This is a genomic window from Vibrio sp. Vb0667 (genome assembly GCF_033391095.1).
On record NZ_JAWPOL010000002.1, the window covers coordinates 374,026 to 393,152 of the forward strand.

At 46.1% G+C, this 19,127-nt stretch carries 17 protein-coding genes; 2 read left to right on the plus strand and 15 right to left on the minus strand.

Annotated features, from left to right (window positions below):
• Positions 1-77: 77 nt before the first annotated feature.
• On the plus strand, positions 78-1,073 hold the full coding sequence (locus R8269_RS04355; protein ID WP_268208333.1) for an ABC transporter substrate-binding protein: 996 nt from the start codon (positions 78-80) through the stop codon (positions 1,071-1,073).
• An 82-nt stretch (positions 1,074-1,155) separates the two neighbouring features.
• On the opposite strand, the gene R8269_RS04360 is transcribed toward R8269_RS04355, so the two are convergent.
• The 7 genes from R8269_RS04360 to R8269_RS04390 all read right to left on the minus strand — a co-directional run bounded on the left by R8269_RS04360 (position 1,156) and on the right by R8269_RS04390 (position 8,944).
• Positions 1,156-1,533, minus strand: a complete 378-nt coding sequence (locus R8269_RS04360; RefSeq protein ID WP_104976614.1) for a nuclear transport factor 2 family protein — start codon at positions 1,531-1,533, stop codon at positions 1,156-1,158.
• 142 nt (positions 1,534-1,675) lie between these two features.
• Entirely contained in the window at positions 1,676-2,407 is a 732-nt protein-coding gene (locus R8269_RS04365; protein ID WP_025767672.1) for a DUF3726 domain-containing protein, read from the minus strand.
• Positions 2,404-4,140 carry a hypothetical protein gene (locus R8269_RS04370; RefSeq protein WP_169644561.1) on the minus strand — a complete coding sequence of 579 codons (1,737 nt, stop codon included), beginning with the start codon at positions 4,138-4,140 and terminating at the stop codon, positions 2,404-2,406. Before R8269_RS04370 ends, R8269_RS04365 begins: the two co-directional genes overlap by 4 nt.
• Positions 4,141-4,241: 101 nt before the next feature.
• Positions 4,242-5,843: a BCCT family transporter gene (locus tag R8269_RS04375; RefSeq protein WP_318222463.1), complete on the minus strand. Its 1,602-nt coding sequence runs from the start codon at positions 5,841-5,843 to the stop codon at positions 4,242-4,244.
• Positions 5,844-5,952: 109 nt separating this feature from the next.
• A complete protein-coding gene (locus R8269_RS04380) occupies positions 5,953-6,942 on the minus strand; it encodes a membrane dipeptidase (protein WP_053303711.1) in 990 nt (329 codons plus the stop codon).
• 69 nt (positions 6,943-7,011) lie between these two features.
• Entirely contained in the window at positions 7,012-8,472 is a 1,461-nt protein-coding gene (locus R8269_RS04385) for an aldehyde dehydrogenase family protein (protein WP_053349978.1), read from the minus strand.
• A gap of 73 nt (positions 8,473-8,545) precedes the next feature.
• The gene (locus R8269_RS04390) at positions 8,546-8,944 is read right to left on the minus strand and encodes a RidA family protein (RefSeq protein WP_005375789.1); all 399 of its coding nucleotides are present in this window, start codon (positions 8,942-8,944) and stop codon (positions 8,546-8,548) included.
• A 155-nt stretch (positions 8,945-9,099) separates the two neighbouring features.
• Here R8269_RS04390 and R8269_RS04395 point away from each other — a divergent pair, with 155 nt between their 5' ends.
• A complete protein-coding gene (locus R8269_RS04395; RefSeq protein ID WP_318222464.1) occupies positions 9,100-9,990 on the plus strand; it encodes a LysR family transcriptional regulator in 891 nt (296 codons plus the stop codon).
• Between the two features lie 80 nt (positions 9,991-10,070).
• Here the strand turns inward: R8269_RS04395 and R8269_RS04400 are convergent, their stop codons facing one another.
• The 8 genes from R8269_RS04400 to mmsB all read right to left on the minus strand — a co-directional run bounded on the left by R8269_RS04400 (position 10,071) and on the right by mmsB (position 19,124).
• Positions 10,071-11,177 (minus strand): NADH:flavin oxidoreductase, encoded by a 1,107-nt coding sequence (locus R8269_RS04400; protein WP_171345438.1) that lies wholly within the window; start codon positions 11,175-11,177, stop codon positions 10,071-10,073.
• Between the two features lie 672 nt (positions 11,178-11,849).
• On the minus strand, positions 11,850-12,764 hold the full coding sequence (cyoE, locus tag R8269_RS04405; RefSeq protein WP_165401665.1) for a heme o synthase: 915 nt from the start codon (positions 12,762-12,764) through the stop codon (positions 11,850-11,852).
• Positions 12,725-13,036 (minus strand): cytochrome o ubiquinol oxidase subunit IV, encoded by a 312-nt coding sequence (gene cyoD, locus R8269_RS04410; protein WP_005375783.1) that lies wholly within the window; start codon positions 13,034-13,036, stop codon positions 12,725-12,727. Before cyoD ends, cyoE begins: the two co-directional genes overlap by 40 nt.
• A complete protein-coding gene (gene cyoC, locus R8269_RS04415; RefSeq protein WP_005375782.1) occupies positions 13,036-13,638 on the minus strand; it encodes a cytochrome o ubiquinol oxidase subunit III in 603 nt (200 codons plus the stop codon). The genes cyoD and cyoC overlap by 1 nt, the downstream gene beginning before the upstream one ends.
• Complete coding sequence (cyoB, locus tag R8269_RS04420) at positions 13,628-15,664, minus strand: cytochrome o ubiquinol oxidase subunit I (protein ID WP_005375781.1); 2,037 nt, start codon at positions 15,662-15,664, stop codon at positions 13,628-13,630. The genes cyoC and cyoB overlap by 11 nt, the downstream gene beginning before the upstream one ends.
• Positions 15,665-15,669: 5 nt before the next feature.
• On the minus strand, positions 15,670-16,551 hold the full coding sequence (gene cyoA, locus R8269_RS04425) for a ubiquinol oxidase subunit II (RefSeq protein ID WP_005388604.1): 882 nt from the start codon (positions 16,549-16,551) through the stop codon (positions 15,670-15,672).
• A 798-nt stretch (positions 16,552-17,349) separates the two neighbouring features.
• Positions 17,350-18,108 carry an SDR family oxidoreductase gene (locus R8269_RS04430; protein ID WP_169628812.1) on the minus strand — a complete coding sequence of 253 codons (759 nt, stop codon included), beginning with the start codon at positions 18,106-18,108 and terminating at the stop codon, positions 17,350-17,352.
• A gap of 110 nt (positions 18,109-18,218) precedes the next feature.
• Positions 18,219-19,124: a 3-hydroxyisobutyrate dehydrogenase gene (gene mmsB / locus R8269_RS04435; RefSeq protein ID WP_005375775.1), complete on the minus strand. Its 906-nt coding sequence runs from the start codon at positions 19,122-19,124 to the stop codon at positions 18,219-18,221.
• Positions 19,125-19,127 lie beyond the last annotated feature (3 nt).

A 19,127-nucleotide genomic window follows, 5' to 3' on the forward strand; every position in this document is an offset into this window, starting at 1 on the left:
AAAAAACTTGTTCACTGAATCTTTATAAACCGATGTATATACTGAAGTAAATGACAACGACAAGGAAATTCAGTCACATGAAGACGACACCTTCAATGCTCTCTGTTCTGCTGCTATCAGCATTATCTACTCATGCAAATGCGGACGAATGCGGAAAAATAACCATCGCAGACATGAATTGGAATTCGGCAAGCTTAATGGCGCACATCGACCAATTTGTCTTAAATGAAGGCTACCAGTGCGATGCGGAATTGATCCCTGGTGATAGCGTTCCTACAGGCACCTCTATGATTGAAAAGGGACAGCCTGACGTTGCGCCAGAGTTATGGACAAACGGTATTAAAGAAGCACTTGATAAAGGGATTGAGGATAAACGCTTGCGCATCGCTAGTGAATCGCTTGTCAATGGTGGTGAAGAAGGGTTTTGGGTTCCCGCCTATCTGGTAAAACAGTATCCAGAACTCGCGACGATAGAAGGCGTCATCAAGCACGCCAAACTATTTGAACACCCAGAGGATGATGACAAGTTCGCGTTCTATAGCTGCCCTGCTGGTTGGACATGCCAAATCACCTCCGGTCACTTGTTTAATGCATTAGGGTTAAGTGAGCACGGCTTTGAGATGGTTGACCCAGGCTCTGGCGCAGCACTAGCTGGCACCATCGCTAAAGCCTATGACCGCAAAATACCTTGGTTTGGTTACTACTGGTCACCGACTCCCGTATTGGGCAAGTATGATATGGTCAAAGTGGATTTTGGTAGCGGAACAGATTTAGAAGAGTATCGCAACTGTACCACTCAGCCTGATTGCACTTCACCAAAAGTAACAATGTACCCACCTTCTCCAGTTCGCACAGTAACAACGGAGGCGTTTGCGAGCAAAGAACCCCAAGCATTCGCGTACTTGCAGAAACGCGGATTTACCAACGAGCAAATGAGTGAAATGCTGGCCTGGATGGAAGATAACTACGCGGACGGTGAAGAAGCGATGTTTTACTTCTTTAATACCTACCCTGACTTGTGGAAAGGCTGGGTATCTGAAGACGTCGCGGTGAGAATCGAAAAAGCGCTTTGATGATTAATACTTCGAGTGCCACAAATCATTTAACCTCCCATACCGTTTGAATAAACGGCATGGGAGACTCGTCAACGACTCGTTAATACATGGTGTGACCATTCAATGTTTCTTTAGGGATCTCTTGCAGAGCGTCCCAATGTTCAACAATCTTCCCATTATGATCAAAACGAAAGAAATCCATTGTCACGTATTCAATATCATTAGGCCATGTTTGGTGAGTGTGTAGTGCCACCAAATTCCCTTCAGCAATAGCTCGCACAAACGTAATATCTTTATCGGGATACTCGTTTTGCATCCGCTCAAAATACTCGATAAAAGCCTCGGGGCCATTTCCAACTAATGGATTGTGCTGGATGTACTCATCACCTACGTAGTCTTCAACTGCCTTTCTTGGATTACCTCTATAGGCGGTTTCGTAAAACGCAATGGCATTTCTTTTATTCTCTTGCAGAACCATTTTTCTTACCTGTGTTGATCCATCTTGCGGATAACGGTAATCATAGTCTTTGAACTTCAGAAGTGACCAAACTTCGCGCACAAAAAAGGCCGCTAAAGAGCAGCCTTCATCACTTCTACTTGGAATCATCGCCTTTCATCGCTTAAACCACACCACCAGCACCGAGCATAGAACGCTCACTGTTCTCCACCAGCAACGCGGTTGCGGTTTGTTTCAGCGTTTCCCATTCTTGGTCTTCGACAAAGATACCATTTTGCCAAGAAGCTTGTTGCGTACGGCTTAACTCATCGCCTTCAATGTGGGTGGTATATCCTTGTGCACTTTTCTCGATATCGAAATCGTTCACGGAGAGCTCGATAACCATACTATGCAAATCCGTATCATGCCCATCAAACTGATCCGAGAAAAAGACTTCTGGTGCGATTCGTCCGCGGTTTAACACATAAAGCGTTCGCTTGGGACTAGAGCCATTGACCCATTGTGCACGGCACGCAATGCCTTTCGCAGAGAGCTTCAACAACTCACTGAAACCCAACCAACGGTTATGACACTGTTTCAACGTAATGGTAATCGACTTACGGTTGATCATTTTCTCGAGCGCGAAATCCAACACCGCGGGTAAATGACACGCCACACTCCCGTTGTGCAGTTCTACCTCTATGCTTGACGGTGTGCTGTTGGTCACCGATACGGCGCAGTCTGAATCTAACCCAAGAAACAGACTGGCGTTATTAAAATGGCGAACTCCATGTAAGCCAACCATTTGCAAGTCCGCCACCATGTTCGCAATGACATCCGCCTCACCACAGTGACGGCGCATGCCAAGAAATGCCTTATTAACCGCGGCCACCAATTCGTTGTGAGAGACGATCATAATGCAAATCCTCCATTGATTTTTTGATTATCACTTTGCGCAATTTCGTCACGCGGCGGCATGCTAGGGAAAATCCATGTGTCTGCCAGTTTAGGGGCGTGAATTTCATCTAACAACGGCGCACCTTGGAAGAAAGTTACTCGAACCCAACGATCCGAGCGCGGATCAAACTTAGTCGCACCAAAGATCGCCAATTTACAGCGCAGTAAGTGCATTGGTAACGCATCTTTACGCAGCACATTCATTTGAATATCCCCCATCGCACGGTTGCCTAACGTCCATACGCGACGTGTGATCGAACGATAAGCCGGTTTTTGCAATAGAAACTCTGCTACGGACATTTCTACATCACAGTCAAGCAAGGCCTGGTACAAGCGATTCACTTGTCTGCCAATATCAAGCGGCAGTTCTTTTTCTTCTCCAGCCTCTTCCCCGCGAACACCAAGCCTTGGCTCTTCTTTATCTTGTGAGCGATACCAGAACCAGTAGTTGTTCTCGGCTAGTGAGTAATCCGCATCAATCGCCCAGCGGTACTTGCTTTGCAACACTTCCAGTAAATCTTGGATCTTTTTCCCGCCCGGAATAGATAACGTTTCATCCGTATTCATTTGGCTAGCAAATTCATCCACTAAAGATGGGTAGAGTTCGATCAAGCAAGAGGTGAGGATTTCTTGGGCTTCCACACTCATTGTTTTCTTATGCTCGACCAAACTCGCCCAGTTCGGATGTAATGCCATTAACGTTGTTAGCTCCGATAGCAGTTGTTTGATGTCTGCTATCGCTTGATGATTGAGCCTGTCTTGATGTTCATTAATGGTGATGACTTGCTCTAAATGACGCTGTGCTTTTTGCAGCAATCCTTGCAAAGGATCATGGAACGACGCTTCACACGGCATCGCAAAGACTCGCGCTACCGCACGTTCGCGAGAGGTCATCCATTGGTCAACAATACACGGGTGATTAATCAAGTATGGAGCCATGCCTAAGCCAGTAGCATTACCGACACCAAGGTAGCGCTGCAAGCCACGATGCAAAGCCACCGCGTTGTCGCCACCTTGTTGAAGTGCCAGATAGTGCACCCAATCTAGGCTGAATTCACGCAACATATATACGGCACACATTTGCGCACTAAAAGACTGGCTGAAATCTGAGTTATTCTCTAACAGTTTGAAGTCGGCGATACCAAACTTTCCGTTACCATAAACAGCTGTGGTACGCAGGATATAACCCACTTCCGCTAATTCTTTCGGCTCAGGCTGCTCGCCTTGAGAAAGCGCGCTAACAATGTGCTCAAACACGCGCACACTTTTGTTTGCGCGAGCAAGAACAAGTACGTTGTTTGGATTACGTCCCGCTTCTTGCAGCGGTACATTTTCTCGCAATCTTTCCAACAAAGTAACATCAACATAGCCTTGAACCAGTGCAAATGTGACGTCCCACTTTTCAGCAATTACGCGATCATTACGCTCGTCGTCGGCAATTTCATCACAGAATACCACCAAATGATAAACGTGCTCTGGCGTGGTCAATTTGTAAATCACATGACCATAACCACGAGGACAAAGCTGCCACTCATGCTTGGTTACTTGCCAGTTTTGGCTTGCCATATTACGAATCAGACTGCGAACAAAGCTGATTCGGTTTTGGTGCATTGCGCCAAGCCTTTCGGCTGCCATGACAATCGCTGCATCGCGCATAGTTGCTTCCGTATAAGTAGAACGATGTGCATCCATTTTGCTCACCACCTATTTGTTATTGTAAGAATACTAGGGTTTGTGCGGATGCAGGAGGAAAACACCCGCACAAGCTCCACGTTGTTTGAATTAGATAATTGTTATAGCCCTTGCTCTTTCGCCATTTTGATTGCGATTTGCGGCGCATTCCAAAGTGACGGTAACAGAATCAACGAAACCGGAACCGCGGTAATCACAATGAAAGATTGCAGTGCAGAGATGCCACCAGAGCCAAGAGAAATCAGGATCAATGCCGTCACACCCATCATTACTCCCCAGAAGGTACGGATGATCGCATTCGGCTCCGTTTCACCACTGATCACGACACTGATTGTGTAGGTCATTGAGTCGCCCGTCGTGACGATGAAGATCGTGGTTAAAATCAGAAATAGAATTGAAGTCAGCATTGGCATTGGTAGTTGCTGAGTCACCGCAAGCAAAGCACCTGGCAGGTTAAAGCCTTCGAACGCCGCACTCACGCTACCCGGTTCAGCAATTTCAAACGCAAGACCTGAGCCGCCCACAATCGTGAACCAAAAACAGGTGGTTAACGGAGCCACAATACTGATGGTGGAAATAACTTGGCGAATAGTTCGACCACGGGAAATACGCGCAATAAAGATTGCCATCATCGGACCATAACCCAGGAACCAGCCCCAGAAAAATACTGTCCACCAACTTAGCCAACCTTCGTCACCGCGATAAGTCGCCATTGGGATAAAGTTATCCAACATGCTTCCTACACCTTGAATGTATCCGTTAAAGATAAAATTCGTAGGGCCAAAAAACAGGATGTAAACCATCAATGCCATTGCCAGAATCACGTTGTAACGACTAAGCAGTTGCATGCCTCGGCTTAATCCACTGAGTGCTGACAAGGTGTAAAGAGCAATCGCAAACAAGATGATGATAAGCTGAGTGGTAAAGCCATCAGGAATATCAAACAGCGCATTTAACGCGTAGCTAACCTGCAAGCCTAGAAACCCAATTGGCCCGATGGTGCCTGCGGCTACCGCGATAATGCAGCACGCGTCAATCAATGCACCGAGTTGGCCTTTAAGTGCTTGTTCGCCCAAGACTGGGTAAAGCAAAATACGGGGTTTTAGTGGTAAACCTTTGTCGTAATGCAGGTGCATCACCACGATCGAAGTTAAGCTACCTACAATCGCCCAAGCCAGAAAGCCCCAGTGCATAAAGGATTGCGACAACGCATTCACCGCACCTTGCTGCGGGTTATCTTGCGCGCCGTATAAAGGGGGTGGGCTAACATAGTGTGCGATAGGCTCAGCCGCGGCCCAGAAAACGCCACCACCAGCCAATAAGGTACAGAAAATAATCGCCATCCAGCGGAAAGAATCCATTTCTGGTTTTGCAATCCCGCCCAACATCACCTTGCCTGTTCGCCCTGCAGCCAAGCCAAGACCAATAAGAAAAGTGAGAAGCAGCAGTAACTGCCAGTATGGACCAAATACCTGAACTGCCCAGCCAAAGCCAGCGTTAACGATCGTAGATAACAGCTCGCCGTCATAAAGTGCAATAGCAACGAACAACGCGATGAAACCACCGCTATACCAAAAGGCCGGGTTATTCAGTCCTAATTTGTCCGTCGTGTTTTCTGTTGTTGATGTGTTGTGTTTTGCTTTCGACTTGCCCGATGACACGTTCATCGTGGAAGCTTTCATGCTATTGGTTAAATCAGACATACTCTGGCTCCAGAGGTTCTTTGCAGCAGCCAAAGACTGGCTACAAATGTGAGTTTTACGCCTGCCGTATTGTTATTATGTGGGCAGGCGGTTCCTACTTTGGGGAATGCTATGAAATAGGCTCTAATCCTTCTTTAAGGAAGTTGAACCAGTTTTCACCCAATATTTTTCCAGCCTCAGATTCACTGAATCCGTGACCCATTAATCCGTTGTAGATGTTCTCCATCCCTGCGCTGCCGCAGAACCATGGCAGCGCATCTGGCCATCCCGAGTTACTTGCTGAACCTTCGCCGTAATCCATCGCTTTTGACCAACGACCGTTGCGCATCCACTCCAACACTTGTTGCGGCTGATTTAGGCACAAATCGCTACCGATACCTAAATGGTCGACGCCAAACATGTCTGCGGTTTTCGCTACCATCTGGCAGAAATCATCCAGCGTGCACTGGCTGCCATTTGGCAAATGGAATGGATATAAACTGAATCCAATCAAACCACCGCGCTCCGTCAGTGCTTTGATCACGGTGTTGGATTTGTTGCGCAGTGCGTCATGCGCAAACGTCGGGTTAGCATGGCTGATACAAATTGGACGCGAAGAGAGCTCGATAGCTTCCAACGTCGAACGCTCCGCGCTGTGGGACATATCAATGATCATCCCGACTCGGTTCATCTCTTCAATCGCTTGCTTACCAAAGCGAGTTACGCCGGAATCGTTTTGTTCGTAACAACCTGTCGCCAGTAAGCTTTGGTTGTTGTAGGTCAGTTGCATGATCAGCAGACCTTGGCGGCGCATCACTTCAATCAGACCAATTTCATCATCGATAGGTGAGCAATTTTGCGCGCCGAAGAAGATGCCGACTTTGCCTTCTGCTTTGGCTTTTTCTACATCTGCCATTGAATAAATAGGCATGATGAGGTCCGCATTTTGCTCGAAGCGCAAGTTCCATTCAGCAAAACGCGTTAAGGTTTCGCGCGCAGTTTCGTGGTAGACGATAGTGGCATGAACGGCGGTAATGCCACTCGCCTTAAGCGTTTGGAAATACTCTCGATCCCAATTGCAGTACTGCAATCCGTCAATCACAATCCGTTGTTGGTACATAACCACTCCTTAAACAATTTCTTAGCCTTTCAGTGCGGGTAACTGACACCATCAGCTACCCTGCTGTTCTTAGTAAGGGCGCTGATAAGCGGTTTTCACCACGGTGTAGAACTCTTTGGCGTACTGCCCTTGCTCACGAGGGCCAAAGCTAGATTCTTTACGGCCACCAAATGGGACGTGATAATCTGTACCCGCAGTTGGCAAGTTAACCATGACGCAGCCCGTTTGGACTTGCTGTTTGAAGATCGCGCTATTGCGCAGACTTTGCGTGATAATGCCGCCTGTCAGGCCAAAGCGCGTATCGTTCGCGACTGCAATCGCCTCATCCAAATCAGAAACGCGAATCACGCTTGCCATTGGTGCAAAGACTTCTTCTTGGTTCACTTCCCAGCTGTTTTGTGTGTTCAAGAACAGGGTTGGTGACATATAGTAACCGTCATGCTCTAGGCTCAGACGCTCACCACCGAAAGCCAGCTCCGCGCCTGCTTGGCGTGCATTTTCAATCCACTCAAAGTTCGCATTCAGCTGGTTACCATCAACAACAGGACCCATGAATACGCCCTCTTCCAGTGCGTGACCCACTTTTAATTCGCTCATGCGTTTGATTAGCGCTTCAACATACGCGTCGTGAATTCCGTCCATAACCACAAGACGAGAAGACGCGGTGCACTTTTGACCTGCACCCGAGAATGAGCCTGCGATTGTCGCTTCAACGGCAATTTGAATGTCTGCATCATCTGCCACTACGAGCGCATTTTTGCTACCCATCTCTAGCTGACAACGCACAAAATTTGGTGCCGTTGCCGCTGCAACTTTACGGCCTGTGTCCACAGAACCAGTGAAGCTCACGCCGTTCACATCCTTCGAATTGATAAGGGTATTACCGACTTGCGAACCGCTACCCAAAACGAGGTTAAACGTGCCGGCAGGTAAACCTTGGCGATGGATAATCTCTGTCAGCGCAACGGCACTTGCTGGGGTTAGGTTGGCAGGCTTCCAGACGACGCTGTTACCAAACGCAAGTGCTGGCGCGATTTTCCAAGCCGCTGTTGCTGTTGGAAAGTTCCAAGGAGAGATAATGGCGATAACGCCGACGGCTTCACGAGTAACTTCAACGGAGACACCTGGACGGACGGAAGCAGCGTTATCGCCAATTTGACGCAGAACCTCAGCAGCAAAGTATTGGAAGAATTGGCCAGCACGGTATATCTCACCTCGACCTTCAGCAAATGGCTTACCTTCTTCACGCGAAAGTAAGGTGCCCAATTCGTCACATCGTGCAATGAGCTCATCACCAATCGCTTGTAGCACTGCTTGCTTGCGCTCGATTGGTGTTTTTTCCCACTCTGGCTGCGCTGATTTAGCCGCTTGAATCGCTTGCTCTACTTGCGACACACTCGCTTGTGCGAAATCGCCAATGTTTTCGCTGATATCAGAAGGGTTAATATTGGCGATGGTGTCCATGCCCGATTGCCACTCACCCGCTATATAGAGGGATTTTTCTGCTTGAACATTGTTAATAAAAGTCATGGTTCTTTCCTTGTTCTTCCGATTTGTGATGGCAAGCCACCCACTCACTGATCTCTAATTGTTCTTATTGGATTTATTCTGGTTGGCTTGCCGACGCGTAGACGACAAACTCCACCAACATCTCTTCTCGCGCTAACCCTGCAACCACCATGGCGGCGCGATTTGGGTACGGCGCTTCAAAATATTCCGCGTACACTTGGTTAACGGTCTTTAAGTATTCTCTGTCGGTCACATAAATCAGGACCTGCAACACCGAGTCCAAAGACTCCCCTGCACACTCCAGTGTGTGAATGAGATTGTTAAAGGTTTGACGTGTTTGTGCTTCGATACCGCCTTCCACAACCGCGCCTGTGTCATCAATAGGAATTTGAGCCGTATACAGGGTTCCGTTGTTGACTATCGCCCATTCAAGCGGCGCTTTAGAAGCAAATAGACTGGTTTTAACTGGGTGTTTTTTAGTAGGAGTATTCACGTGCCTTTCAACCTTTGTAACAGCTTTGTTTCAATATGGTTAAATGATGCACATTGACAGGCGATAAATCTAACGGTAAATTTTTGACATTTGATAAATTAAACTTATCACTCTATTTAAAATAACGTAAATAAAGGGATTAAGAGGCATTAGGGATGAGTATTAAGCTTCAACAATTAATGCATTTTGTGATGGTAGTCGAGGAAGGAGGCTTTCGAGCCGCTTCACATCGTGCAAATCGTTCTCAGGCGGCACTGTCCACATCGATAAAAGAGCTTGAAAAAATTCTAGGGCAAACGCTGTTTGAACCCGGAAACAAAACCAAATTGACCCCGTTTGGTGAAGTTTGTCTGCCCAAAGTGGTTCAGTTTCTCAATATCTACAGTGCGCTGGACAACGATCTCAAAGCTGCCGCGGCCGGACAGCAAGGGAGAGTGCGAATTGCGAGCGTTCCTTCTGTTGCAGCGAAACTCATCCCGAGCGTGTTGGGTGCCTTTTGCGAGCAGTATCCAAATGTAGAAGTAAGCTTGATCGATGATAACGCGGCGGGCGTCGAGGCTCGCTTACTCTCCGGTGAAGTCGACTTAGCGCTCGGTAACCCCTCTCACCTCGATGAGGGCGGCATTGACTTTACGCCGCTGTTAGCCGATCCAATAGGCGTGGTGTGTTTAAAGGACAACCCTATTGCGAGTCATCCAGAAGGAATCGAGTGGCAAACTTTGTTGGAACAACCCTTTATCCGTAACGGCACTTGTACACTTCTAGATCCAACCCCAGCAAGAGCTCTGAGTCAGCAAGCGCTCTATTCGGTCGAAAATATTACTTCGCTATTTTCTGTCTTAGAACTTAGGATTGGTGTCACGACCCTACCGAAGCTTGCTTTCCCAACCAATGAAACACGCTTGGTTTGGATTCCGCTTATCGATCCACCACTTGAAAGGCAAATTGGTATATTTACGTTAACCGATCGCACGATCTCGCCTCAAGCTAAAGCATTTCACGATCTTTGTGTGCATTATTTAAACTATCAAAAAGAAGATAAATAATGGTTCGATTAACATGCGGATAATTAAAAGCCTCCATATTCAGAGTGGAGGCTAATTTGTATTTGTGTATTCGCTTCGTTCTATTTTTTGCGACGATTTCGGTTCTTATACACCACGCAAAAGTTACCACGCTTGGTACGACACTTTGAACAACGTTCACAATCTACTGGTGCGCGATTGCCTTCTTTCCAACGTTTGATCAACTGTGGCTCAGCCAATAAAGGGCGTGACACAGCAAAAAATTGGATATCTGTGTTTTCTGCAATTTTCTCAATCGCATCAATGTCGCTCAGCCCGCCGACAGTAATCACCGGTATGCTAACATCCTGACTGATCACGTGACCATATTCGTGAAAGTAACCTTCTTCTTGTAGTGTGTAACCATCGAACGTTTGACCAACAAGTTCGTTTGCTTTGCCGTGAATATTGCCAGACACGACGATCGCATCAACGCCTACTTCTTCAAGTTTCTTACAGACGACGCGAGTTTCATCGAACGTTAAACCGCCGTCAAAGAACTCTGTTGCCGTCAGTTTTACGAGGATGGGAAATTCGCTTCCAACCAGCTTTCTGGTTTCAGAATAAATTTCTAAAAGAAAGCGCATGCGATTTTCTAAGTCACCACCATATTCGTCTTCTCGACGATTATAGTACGGGCTTAAAAACTGGTTAATTAAATAAGTGTGCGCCGCATGAATCTCTACGCCGTCAAAACCAGCGTCTTGAGCACGTTTACTCGCCAATGCGAATGCCTTTACGATGTAGTCTATTTCGTCCTTTGTCATCGCTTTGCCTTGCGTATTTGTACCACGCTCAGGCACGTCACTCGGAGCGAAGATGACACGCTCACCGACGTTATGGGTGGTTTTGGTGCCACCGTAAGCAATTTGCATCACGATTTTAGAATCTTGTTGATGTACTAGCTCTGTTAGCTTTTTGTATTCTTCAATAAAAGAGTCGTTGTAGATCCCCATCATACCTGCGTTGGGTTTCTCTTCTTCAACGATATTGGCATAACCCGTGACAATAAGCCCAACTTCCCCTTTCGCAAGCGTTTCGTAAATATCGTAAAGCTTTACCGTCATGTGACCATCTTCGGTCGCCATGTTCTCCCACGTTGCGCTTCGCACAAAACGGTTCTTTAGGATCATGTTGCCAATGCGGGCTTCGGAAAACAAAATGCTCAAAACCAGTCCTCTTAAAGTTGTCTTTATGTTTTATCTTTTCGCAAGTAAACAAGAACGAAAAAGGAACAGCGATACACGATGTATGGCTGTTCCTTCTCTGAATCCTTGAGACCTGCAAACTACAGGCGCACCTTAATGCCTCGGAGACGACAAAACTTTAATCTGGGTTAATGTTTAGTGAGTTTTTAGATTATGTAAAAAGATGATTCTTAATCGTGTTCATTTCACTGGAGCTAAGATGCTTCCTCACCTACTTTCAGTCGTAAAACTTTTGTATTTCGCTAGCTGGTGATTCAACTCAAACATTCACATTGTTAGTTTGTATGCTGCTATGGGAACTAGCACTCCCCCCAAATGTTTACATTACAAACTATCGATATTGAATTCTCATATGGTAAGTAGAGTTATTGCGCTGTTTATACTTTTTAGCTTAATCGTCGCTATCTCTTGACATTATTACGAGTCAGCGGAAACGCGCGATCTACTATGTTTTACACACTGGTTGTTTTTGCTTTTAGATATGAATACGTGATAGTGAAGCTAGAGGAGGAACAGGAAAAACAGGGAAAATAAAGGACAATAGAAAGTTAAATGACCTTACTTCTAGGTAAGGTCATTCATGCATTCAGCAGCAAAAGATATTGGCGCTTAGCAAACGCTTAGGTTTGGTTGTTACAGAGCTAGAGGAATCAACTCGACGCCAAGCACACCACTAATCCCCATCACCACTAGCAGTGAGACTTTAAACACCGACTTTGACCAAGCGATGTAGTTGTTGTCATCAATGCTGCGAAAGGTCACTTTCGTCCACATAAAGCAAACAACCGCTGCAACTGCTAAGTATTCATACCCTGCTTCACCTAGTAAAAATAACCCCAACGATACTGCTCCAAACGCTACGACATACGCTTTCATGTGTCGATGCGCTTTATGAATGCCTTCTTTAAGTGGCAATACGGGAATCCCGGCTTCTCGGTAGTCTTGCATGCGGAACATGGCAATGGCATACGAGTGCGGCATTTGCCAGAGACAGAACATGGTAAAGAGTAAAATCGCTTCCAAGCTAATGAAGTTTGTTACCGCTAAGTAACCCACCAATGGCGGAACTGCGCCTGAGATACTTCCCACTAAGGTTCCATACACCGAGTTACGTTTGTACCACATCGTGTAAAAGAACACGTAATACACGTAGCCAAGCAACACGACGACAGCGGATAGTGGGTTCACTCGGATAAATAACAGTGCGGTTCCTACCAGCAATAAAGCAAGTGCATAAACAAACGCAATATCGATATTGATGTTGCCTTTCACTGTTTCACGATTTCGTGTACGTGCCATCTTCTGGTCGATATCACGATCGAAAATATTATTCACCACACAACCTGAAGCGATGACTAACCCAACACCAACTAACGTCGTAACGAACAGCATTAGACTGGCTGGTTCTGTTTTTGCGGCGAGGAAGAACCCCGCCGCAACAGAAATCAGGTTGCCGAAAATAATGCCCGGTTTAGTGATAGACAAATAACTTTTCAGCATACCTTGACCTACAACTTCATGTTGACGTTCATGTTGTAGATGATCCATACCGAGCCAGCGATAAGGATAAGTACAACAATGGCGGTAAACATCAGTGATACAAGGTTCCAACGTCCGTCGGATGTTTTTGTTTCCATGTGCAAGAAGTATTTAAAGTGAACAAATATCTGCACTAATGCACATCCAAATAGAATCGCATAGGTCGTTGTATCTGGTAATGATTTCGTCCAAACAAAGTAGAACGGAATTACCGTCAGAATCAGTGAGGCAATAAAGCCTTTCACGTAATCTGACGAACTGGTTTCTACATGTTGATCCATTACATTACCCCCAGTAAGTAAACGATGGTAAAGACACAAATCCAAACGATATCTAGAAAGTGCCAGAATAGGCTTAAGCAGTTAAAGCGCATTGCCATATTGTCGTTCAGACCTTTCGTCGACAGTTGATGATACGCTACCGCTAACCAAATCAGACCAAAGGTTACGTGCAGGCCGTGCGTACCAACCAACGTAAAGAATGCCGATAGGAATGCACTTGTTTGTGGCCCATAGCCTTCTTCAATCAGGTGATGGAACTCATAGACCTCCATACAGATAAAGCCAAGACCAAGCGCGAACGTGACTAACATCCAACGTTTGAGACCAGCAACGTTGTTGCGCTTCATCGCGATAATGCCAAAACCAAATGTGATACTGCTAAACAGAAGCAGCATGGTTTCGACAAACACGAATGGGAGTTCAAAAATGTCTTTACCTGTTGGGCCCGCAATTGAATTGCTCGACAGCACAGCGTATGTCGCGAACAAGGTCGCAAACAGTACACAGTCACTCATCAGGTAAACCCAGAAGCCAAATAGCTTGTTGCCATTCGTGTCATGGTGGTGATCATGGTCGTGATGTGCTGCGATATTAGTTTGCATACGTCACCTCCAGATCATCTTTACTTTCGCTGTCTTTCACTGAGTTTTTCTTCGCTTCTTCAAGCTGAGCTCGACGTTCGGCCTCAATTGCTTTGATCTCTTCAACTTCCACGTAGTAATCCACATCATCGTTATAGCTATGCTGAATACACGTCACGATAATACCGACCAAACTTGCCGCCGCTAGCCACCAGATGTACCAAATCATGCCGAAGCCAAATAGGAGCGACCAAGCCGACACGTAGATGCCTGTTGCCGTGTTTTTTGGCATATGAATACGTTCGTATTCCACTTCTTTAGTTGGATCGAACTCGCCACTTTGTTTCTGGTACCAGAAGGCATCCAGCACATCACCTTTTGGTAGGTGCGCAAAGTTGTAGAACGGCGGTGGAGACGATGTTGCCCACTCAAGAGTACGTCCACCCCACGGGTCACCAGTTAAATCACGATTTTGCTCGCGGTCACGGATACTCACGTAAATTTGGATGAACTGAGACAATACGCCCAGCGCAATCACAACCGTACCTGCTGCGGCAATCGACAACAGTGGGAAGTATTCTGGGTTGATGTCTTGGCTTAAACGACGAGTCATCCCCATAAAGCCCAGCGCATAAAGCGGTAGGAACGCCATTAAGAAACCAATAATCCAAAGATAGAACGCACGTTTGCCCCAAGTTTCATTCATGGTGAAACCGGTCGCTTTCGGGAACCAGTAAGTGATCGCAGCGAAACATCCAAACACCACACCACCGATGATAACGTTGTGGAAGTGAGCGATAAGGAATACTGAGTTATGCAGAACGAAATCTGCACCCGGAACAGCCATTAGTACGCCCGTCATACCACCAACAGTAAAGGTGATCAGGAAACCCACCGTCCACATCATTGGCGTCGTAAAGCGGATGCGGCCTTTGTACATGGTGAATAGCCAGTTGAAGATCTTCACCCCTGTTGGGATAGAAATGATCATCGTGGCAATACCGAAGAAGGCATTTACGTTCGCGCCAGACCCCATCGTAAAGAAGTGGTGTAGCCAAACAACAAAGGCAAGAATCGTGATAACTACGGTAGCCCAAACTAGCGATGTGTAACCGAACAACTTTTTACGTGAGAAGGTTGCGGTGACTTCTGAGAACACACCAAAAATTGGCAAGATCAAAATGTACACTTCTGGGTGACCCCAAGCCCAAATCAGGTTGACGTACATCATTACGTTGCCGCCAAGATCATTGGTAAAGAAGTGCATGCCTAGGTATCTATCCAGCGTAAGCAGAGCGATAGTCACCGTTAGGATTGGGAATGAAATGATGATCAAAATGTTTGCACACAGAGACGCCCAAGTGAAAACTGGCATCTTCATCATTGGCATAGACGGTGTACGCATACGCAAAATGGTCGCAAAGAAGTTCACGCCTGTTAACGTCGTACCAACACCTGATATCTGCAGCGCCCAAATCCAATAGTCGACCCCGACTCCTGGGCTTGCCTCAATACCTGAAAGCGGCGGATACGCTAGCCAACCTGTACGACCAAATTCACCTAAGCCGAGAGACATGTTTGTTAGGATGACACCAACAACAAACAGCCAGAAGCTCAAGTTATTCAGATACGGGAAAGCCACGTCACGTGCACCAATCTGCAATGGCACGATGATGTTCATCAAACCAATGACCAATGGCATCGCTACAAAAAAGATCATGATCACGCCGTGGGCAGTAAAAATTTGATCGTAGTGATGCGGTGGCAAGTAACCTGCTTCACCCGCAGAAGAAAGGAGTTGCTGACTACGCATCATGACTGCGTCAGCAAAACCACGAACAAGCATCACCATCGCTACTGCGATGTACATGAAGCCAAGTTTTTTATGGTCTACTGAAGTAAACCATTCATTCCACAAATATTGCCACTTTCCGGCTTTGGTCACCGCGTAAACTACGGCTAAACCAACCAGCGCCACAACCGCTAGGGTGATGACGATAATAGGTTCGTGGAATGGAACTGAATCAAGAGTTAATCTTCCAAACATTACGATTATCCTTGGTTTTCAGGCAAACAGTTCATTGAACCAGGATGCTGAGTCACAACGTCGGTGAACAAGAACGGAGGAACGCTAGAGAACAAAGTGACTGGCTCTGCGATACTTGGCGCTGCCAGTGAGCTGTATTGCTCCCAATCTTCAATACGATCAGGGCTCGCCTTCACTTTCTGCACCCAATTTAGGAACGCAGCACGATCAGACATTGCTGAAGCTGTGAACTTCATTTGCGAAAAGCCTTCGCCGCTGTAGTTCGATGCAAAACCCTTATAGTCACCTTCGTGGTTCGCTATCAGGTTGAGCTTGGTTACCATTCCTGGCATCGCGTAGATCTGTGTACCTAAGCGAGGGATGAAAAACGCGTTCATGATGTTGTCCGAAGTCAGTTTGAACTGCACTGGCACGTCTTTCGGGAACGCCACATAGTTCACCGTCGCAATGTTTTCTTCTGGATAGATGAACAACCATTTCCAATCGAGTGACACCACTTCGATGGTCATTGGTTTAACATCACTTTCCAAAGGTTTGGATGGCTCTAGTTCATGAGTAGAACGCCATGTGATCGTCGCAAGAATCGCAATGATGATGATTGGAATTGTCCATACCACCACTTCGATTTTGGTCGAGTGTGACCACTCGGGTGCGTACTCTTCTTCAGTGTTAGAGGCGCGGTATCGGTAAGCGAAGTAAATCGTCATTAAAATCACAGGGATTACAACGATCAACATCAGCAAAAGAGCAGTAATAATTAGCTCTTTTTCCTGCACACCAATGGCACCTTTGGGGTCAAGTAAAGCTGAATTACATCCTGAGAGCATAAGTATGACGGACGCCAAACTTCCCCTCGACAAGATGCGTTTATATCTTGAGGCTTCCATTAACTTTCTCGATGGTTGTCTGGTTTCAAAACAGATGCCAATCAAAGTAAATAAGAGCTCACAAATAGCGCAGAGGTAATGTATGAGAACAAGAAAAAACTTCGATAAGTAGTTATTCTACTTACAATTTTTCAACTTCGTCATCAAGCATTTAACCAGCTAGAATGAACCGTTATTTGCTACGATACGATTGGTATCAAGCCAAGAACCAGTTGTTATAGTCATTAGAATGTTTATGTGTTGAGCATGAGTAACGTCGGGCTCAGAGCGAAACAAAACGGAATTGAGTGGAGATCAAAACCACACTCTTAGTGTGAGTTTATTGTTACACTTTGAAACACTATGTTACATTTGGCGCATTATGAGGAGTAAAAAGTTAAAGCTCATTAGCCACAACTGGAAACTAACCTTCCATTAATGGAAGTTACACACTTTAAATCGAATATTAACCTCAACACGAATTTCTCGTGCTTCAACAATTAATTATTTAAAAACAAATAGTTGAAACTTAAAATTGATGAGACTGACTATCAACTTCATTTACGCAGATAGCCTTAATCAGAAGCGGAAACTAAAAAACCAAAAGTGTGATAAGAATCAAATTAATGATTTCACTTAATATTTGAGTGGTATTTACATCTCTTTATTGGATTGTGAGAAATCATTCTCAAGGTAAATCCAAACATAAGTTGTAAATACATTTGGGTTGCGCAGAATTAGCACTCCACAACATAGAAAATGTTGAAATGGAAAGAGACTTATTATTCAGGTCTATCAGAGCCTTATTTCAGTGATCACTTACATACGAATGCCGCCATCCACTTCTAAAACCCTGCCAGTAAAGTAATCACTCTCAATAATGTATTTTACTGCATGCGCGATTTCGCTTGTTTCGCCCATCCTGCCAACTGGGATCATCTTTTCTAATCGCTCTATGGCTTCGGGTTTCATTTGCTCTGCCATCGCGGTATGAACTACACCTGGTGCAACCGCCGCCGCACGAATACCGTATCTTGCGAGCTCACGGGCCCATGTTGTCGCCATGGTCGCGACCGCCGCTTTAGATGCAGAATAATTGGTTTGTCCGATATTCCCTGCTCTCGCAACACTAGAAATATTGATGATAACGCCTTGGGAGCCACTCTCAATCATCTTGACGGCAGCTTCACGCCCACACAAAAATGTTCCTGTCACGTTAACGTTCATGACCAAATTGAATTGCTCCAAAGACATCTTACTGATCACTCCATCTTTTGCTTTTACAAGTAACCCATCTCTTAATACGCCAGCGTTATTGACTAACCCATTGAGTTGACCAAAATCTTGGATAATCGCTTCAAACGTGGTTTCAACGTCGATTTCGTTGGTAACATCCACTTGATATGTCAACGCTTTCGCACTCAGCATTCGACACTGCTCTTGTGTTTCCATTAAGCCACTGGCGTTTACATCCAACAACGCTAAATCAGCGCCAGCTTGAGCAAGGGTAATGGCCATCATTTGCCCAAGCCCCTGCCCTGCTCCTGTAATGGCAATAACACTACTTTTTATGTCCATATTGGTGCACTCCATAACTCGTAATGTTCTCTATCTCAACCAGTCTAAGTTGGCCGAAATGATGCGCGTTTTACGTCACCATCTCGGGCTGGTTTGTCACAAAACTCGGTCTAGCCTTTCTTACTCTTGTATAACTCAAATAAGCTTGAGAAATCGAGTTCGCCGTGGCCGCTCGCGTTGTGGAAAGAATATAAGTTGCGCGCTAACGACCCCATCGGAACCGAAGAATGTGTTTGTAACGCCGCATCTAACCCCAAGCCGAGATCTTTCAGCATGAGTTTGCTCATAAAGCCCGGTTGGTAATCGTGACTGGCTGGCGCACTGTCCATCACGCCTGGGCAAGGATTGTAAAGCTCCAATGCCCAATTTCGGCCAGAGCTTTGCAGCATGATGTTTGATAGCACTTTTGGATCGAGTCCATGATCGATACCTAGGTTTAATGCCTCGCACGTACCAGACATTAAAATGCCGAGCATAAGGTTGTTACAGATTTTCGCCATTTGACCATCGCCTGCTTTGCCAGCATGGAAAACATTTTTTCCCATATACTGCAAAATGGCATTGGCTTTAGAAAACGCTTGATCCGAACCACCAACAATAAAGGTTAATGTCGCCGCTTTAGCGCCAGCAACGCCCCCCGAAACGGGCGCGTCGACAAACAACACGCGTTTATTTGCCGCTTCATTGGCGACTAATCGCGCAGAGTCCGGATCAATGGTTGAACAATCAATCATCAAGGTACTTGGCGAGACAAGATTGAGGACACCTACGCCACCATGTAAGTCACCAAGATACACGGAACGAACATGAGACCCTGCTGGTAGCATCGTGATGACTGTGCTAGCACCATCCACGACTTCCTCAATAGAGCTCGCCACCACCGCACCAAAAGGTACTAGTTGCTTTGCGGCTTCGCTATCGACATCGAATACTTGCACGTTAAATCCAGACGCGAGTAAGTTTTGCGCCATCGGATGCCCCATTCTTCCTAAACCGATAAATGCGATGGTACTCATGAT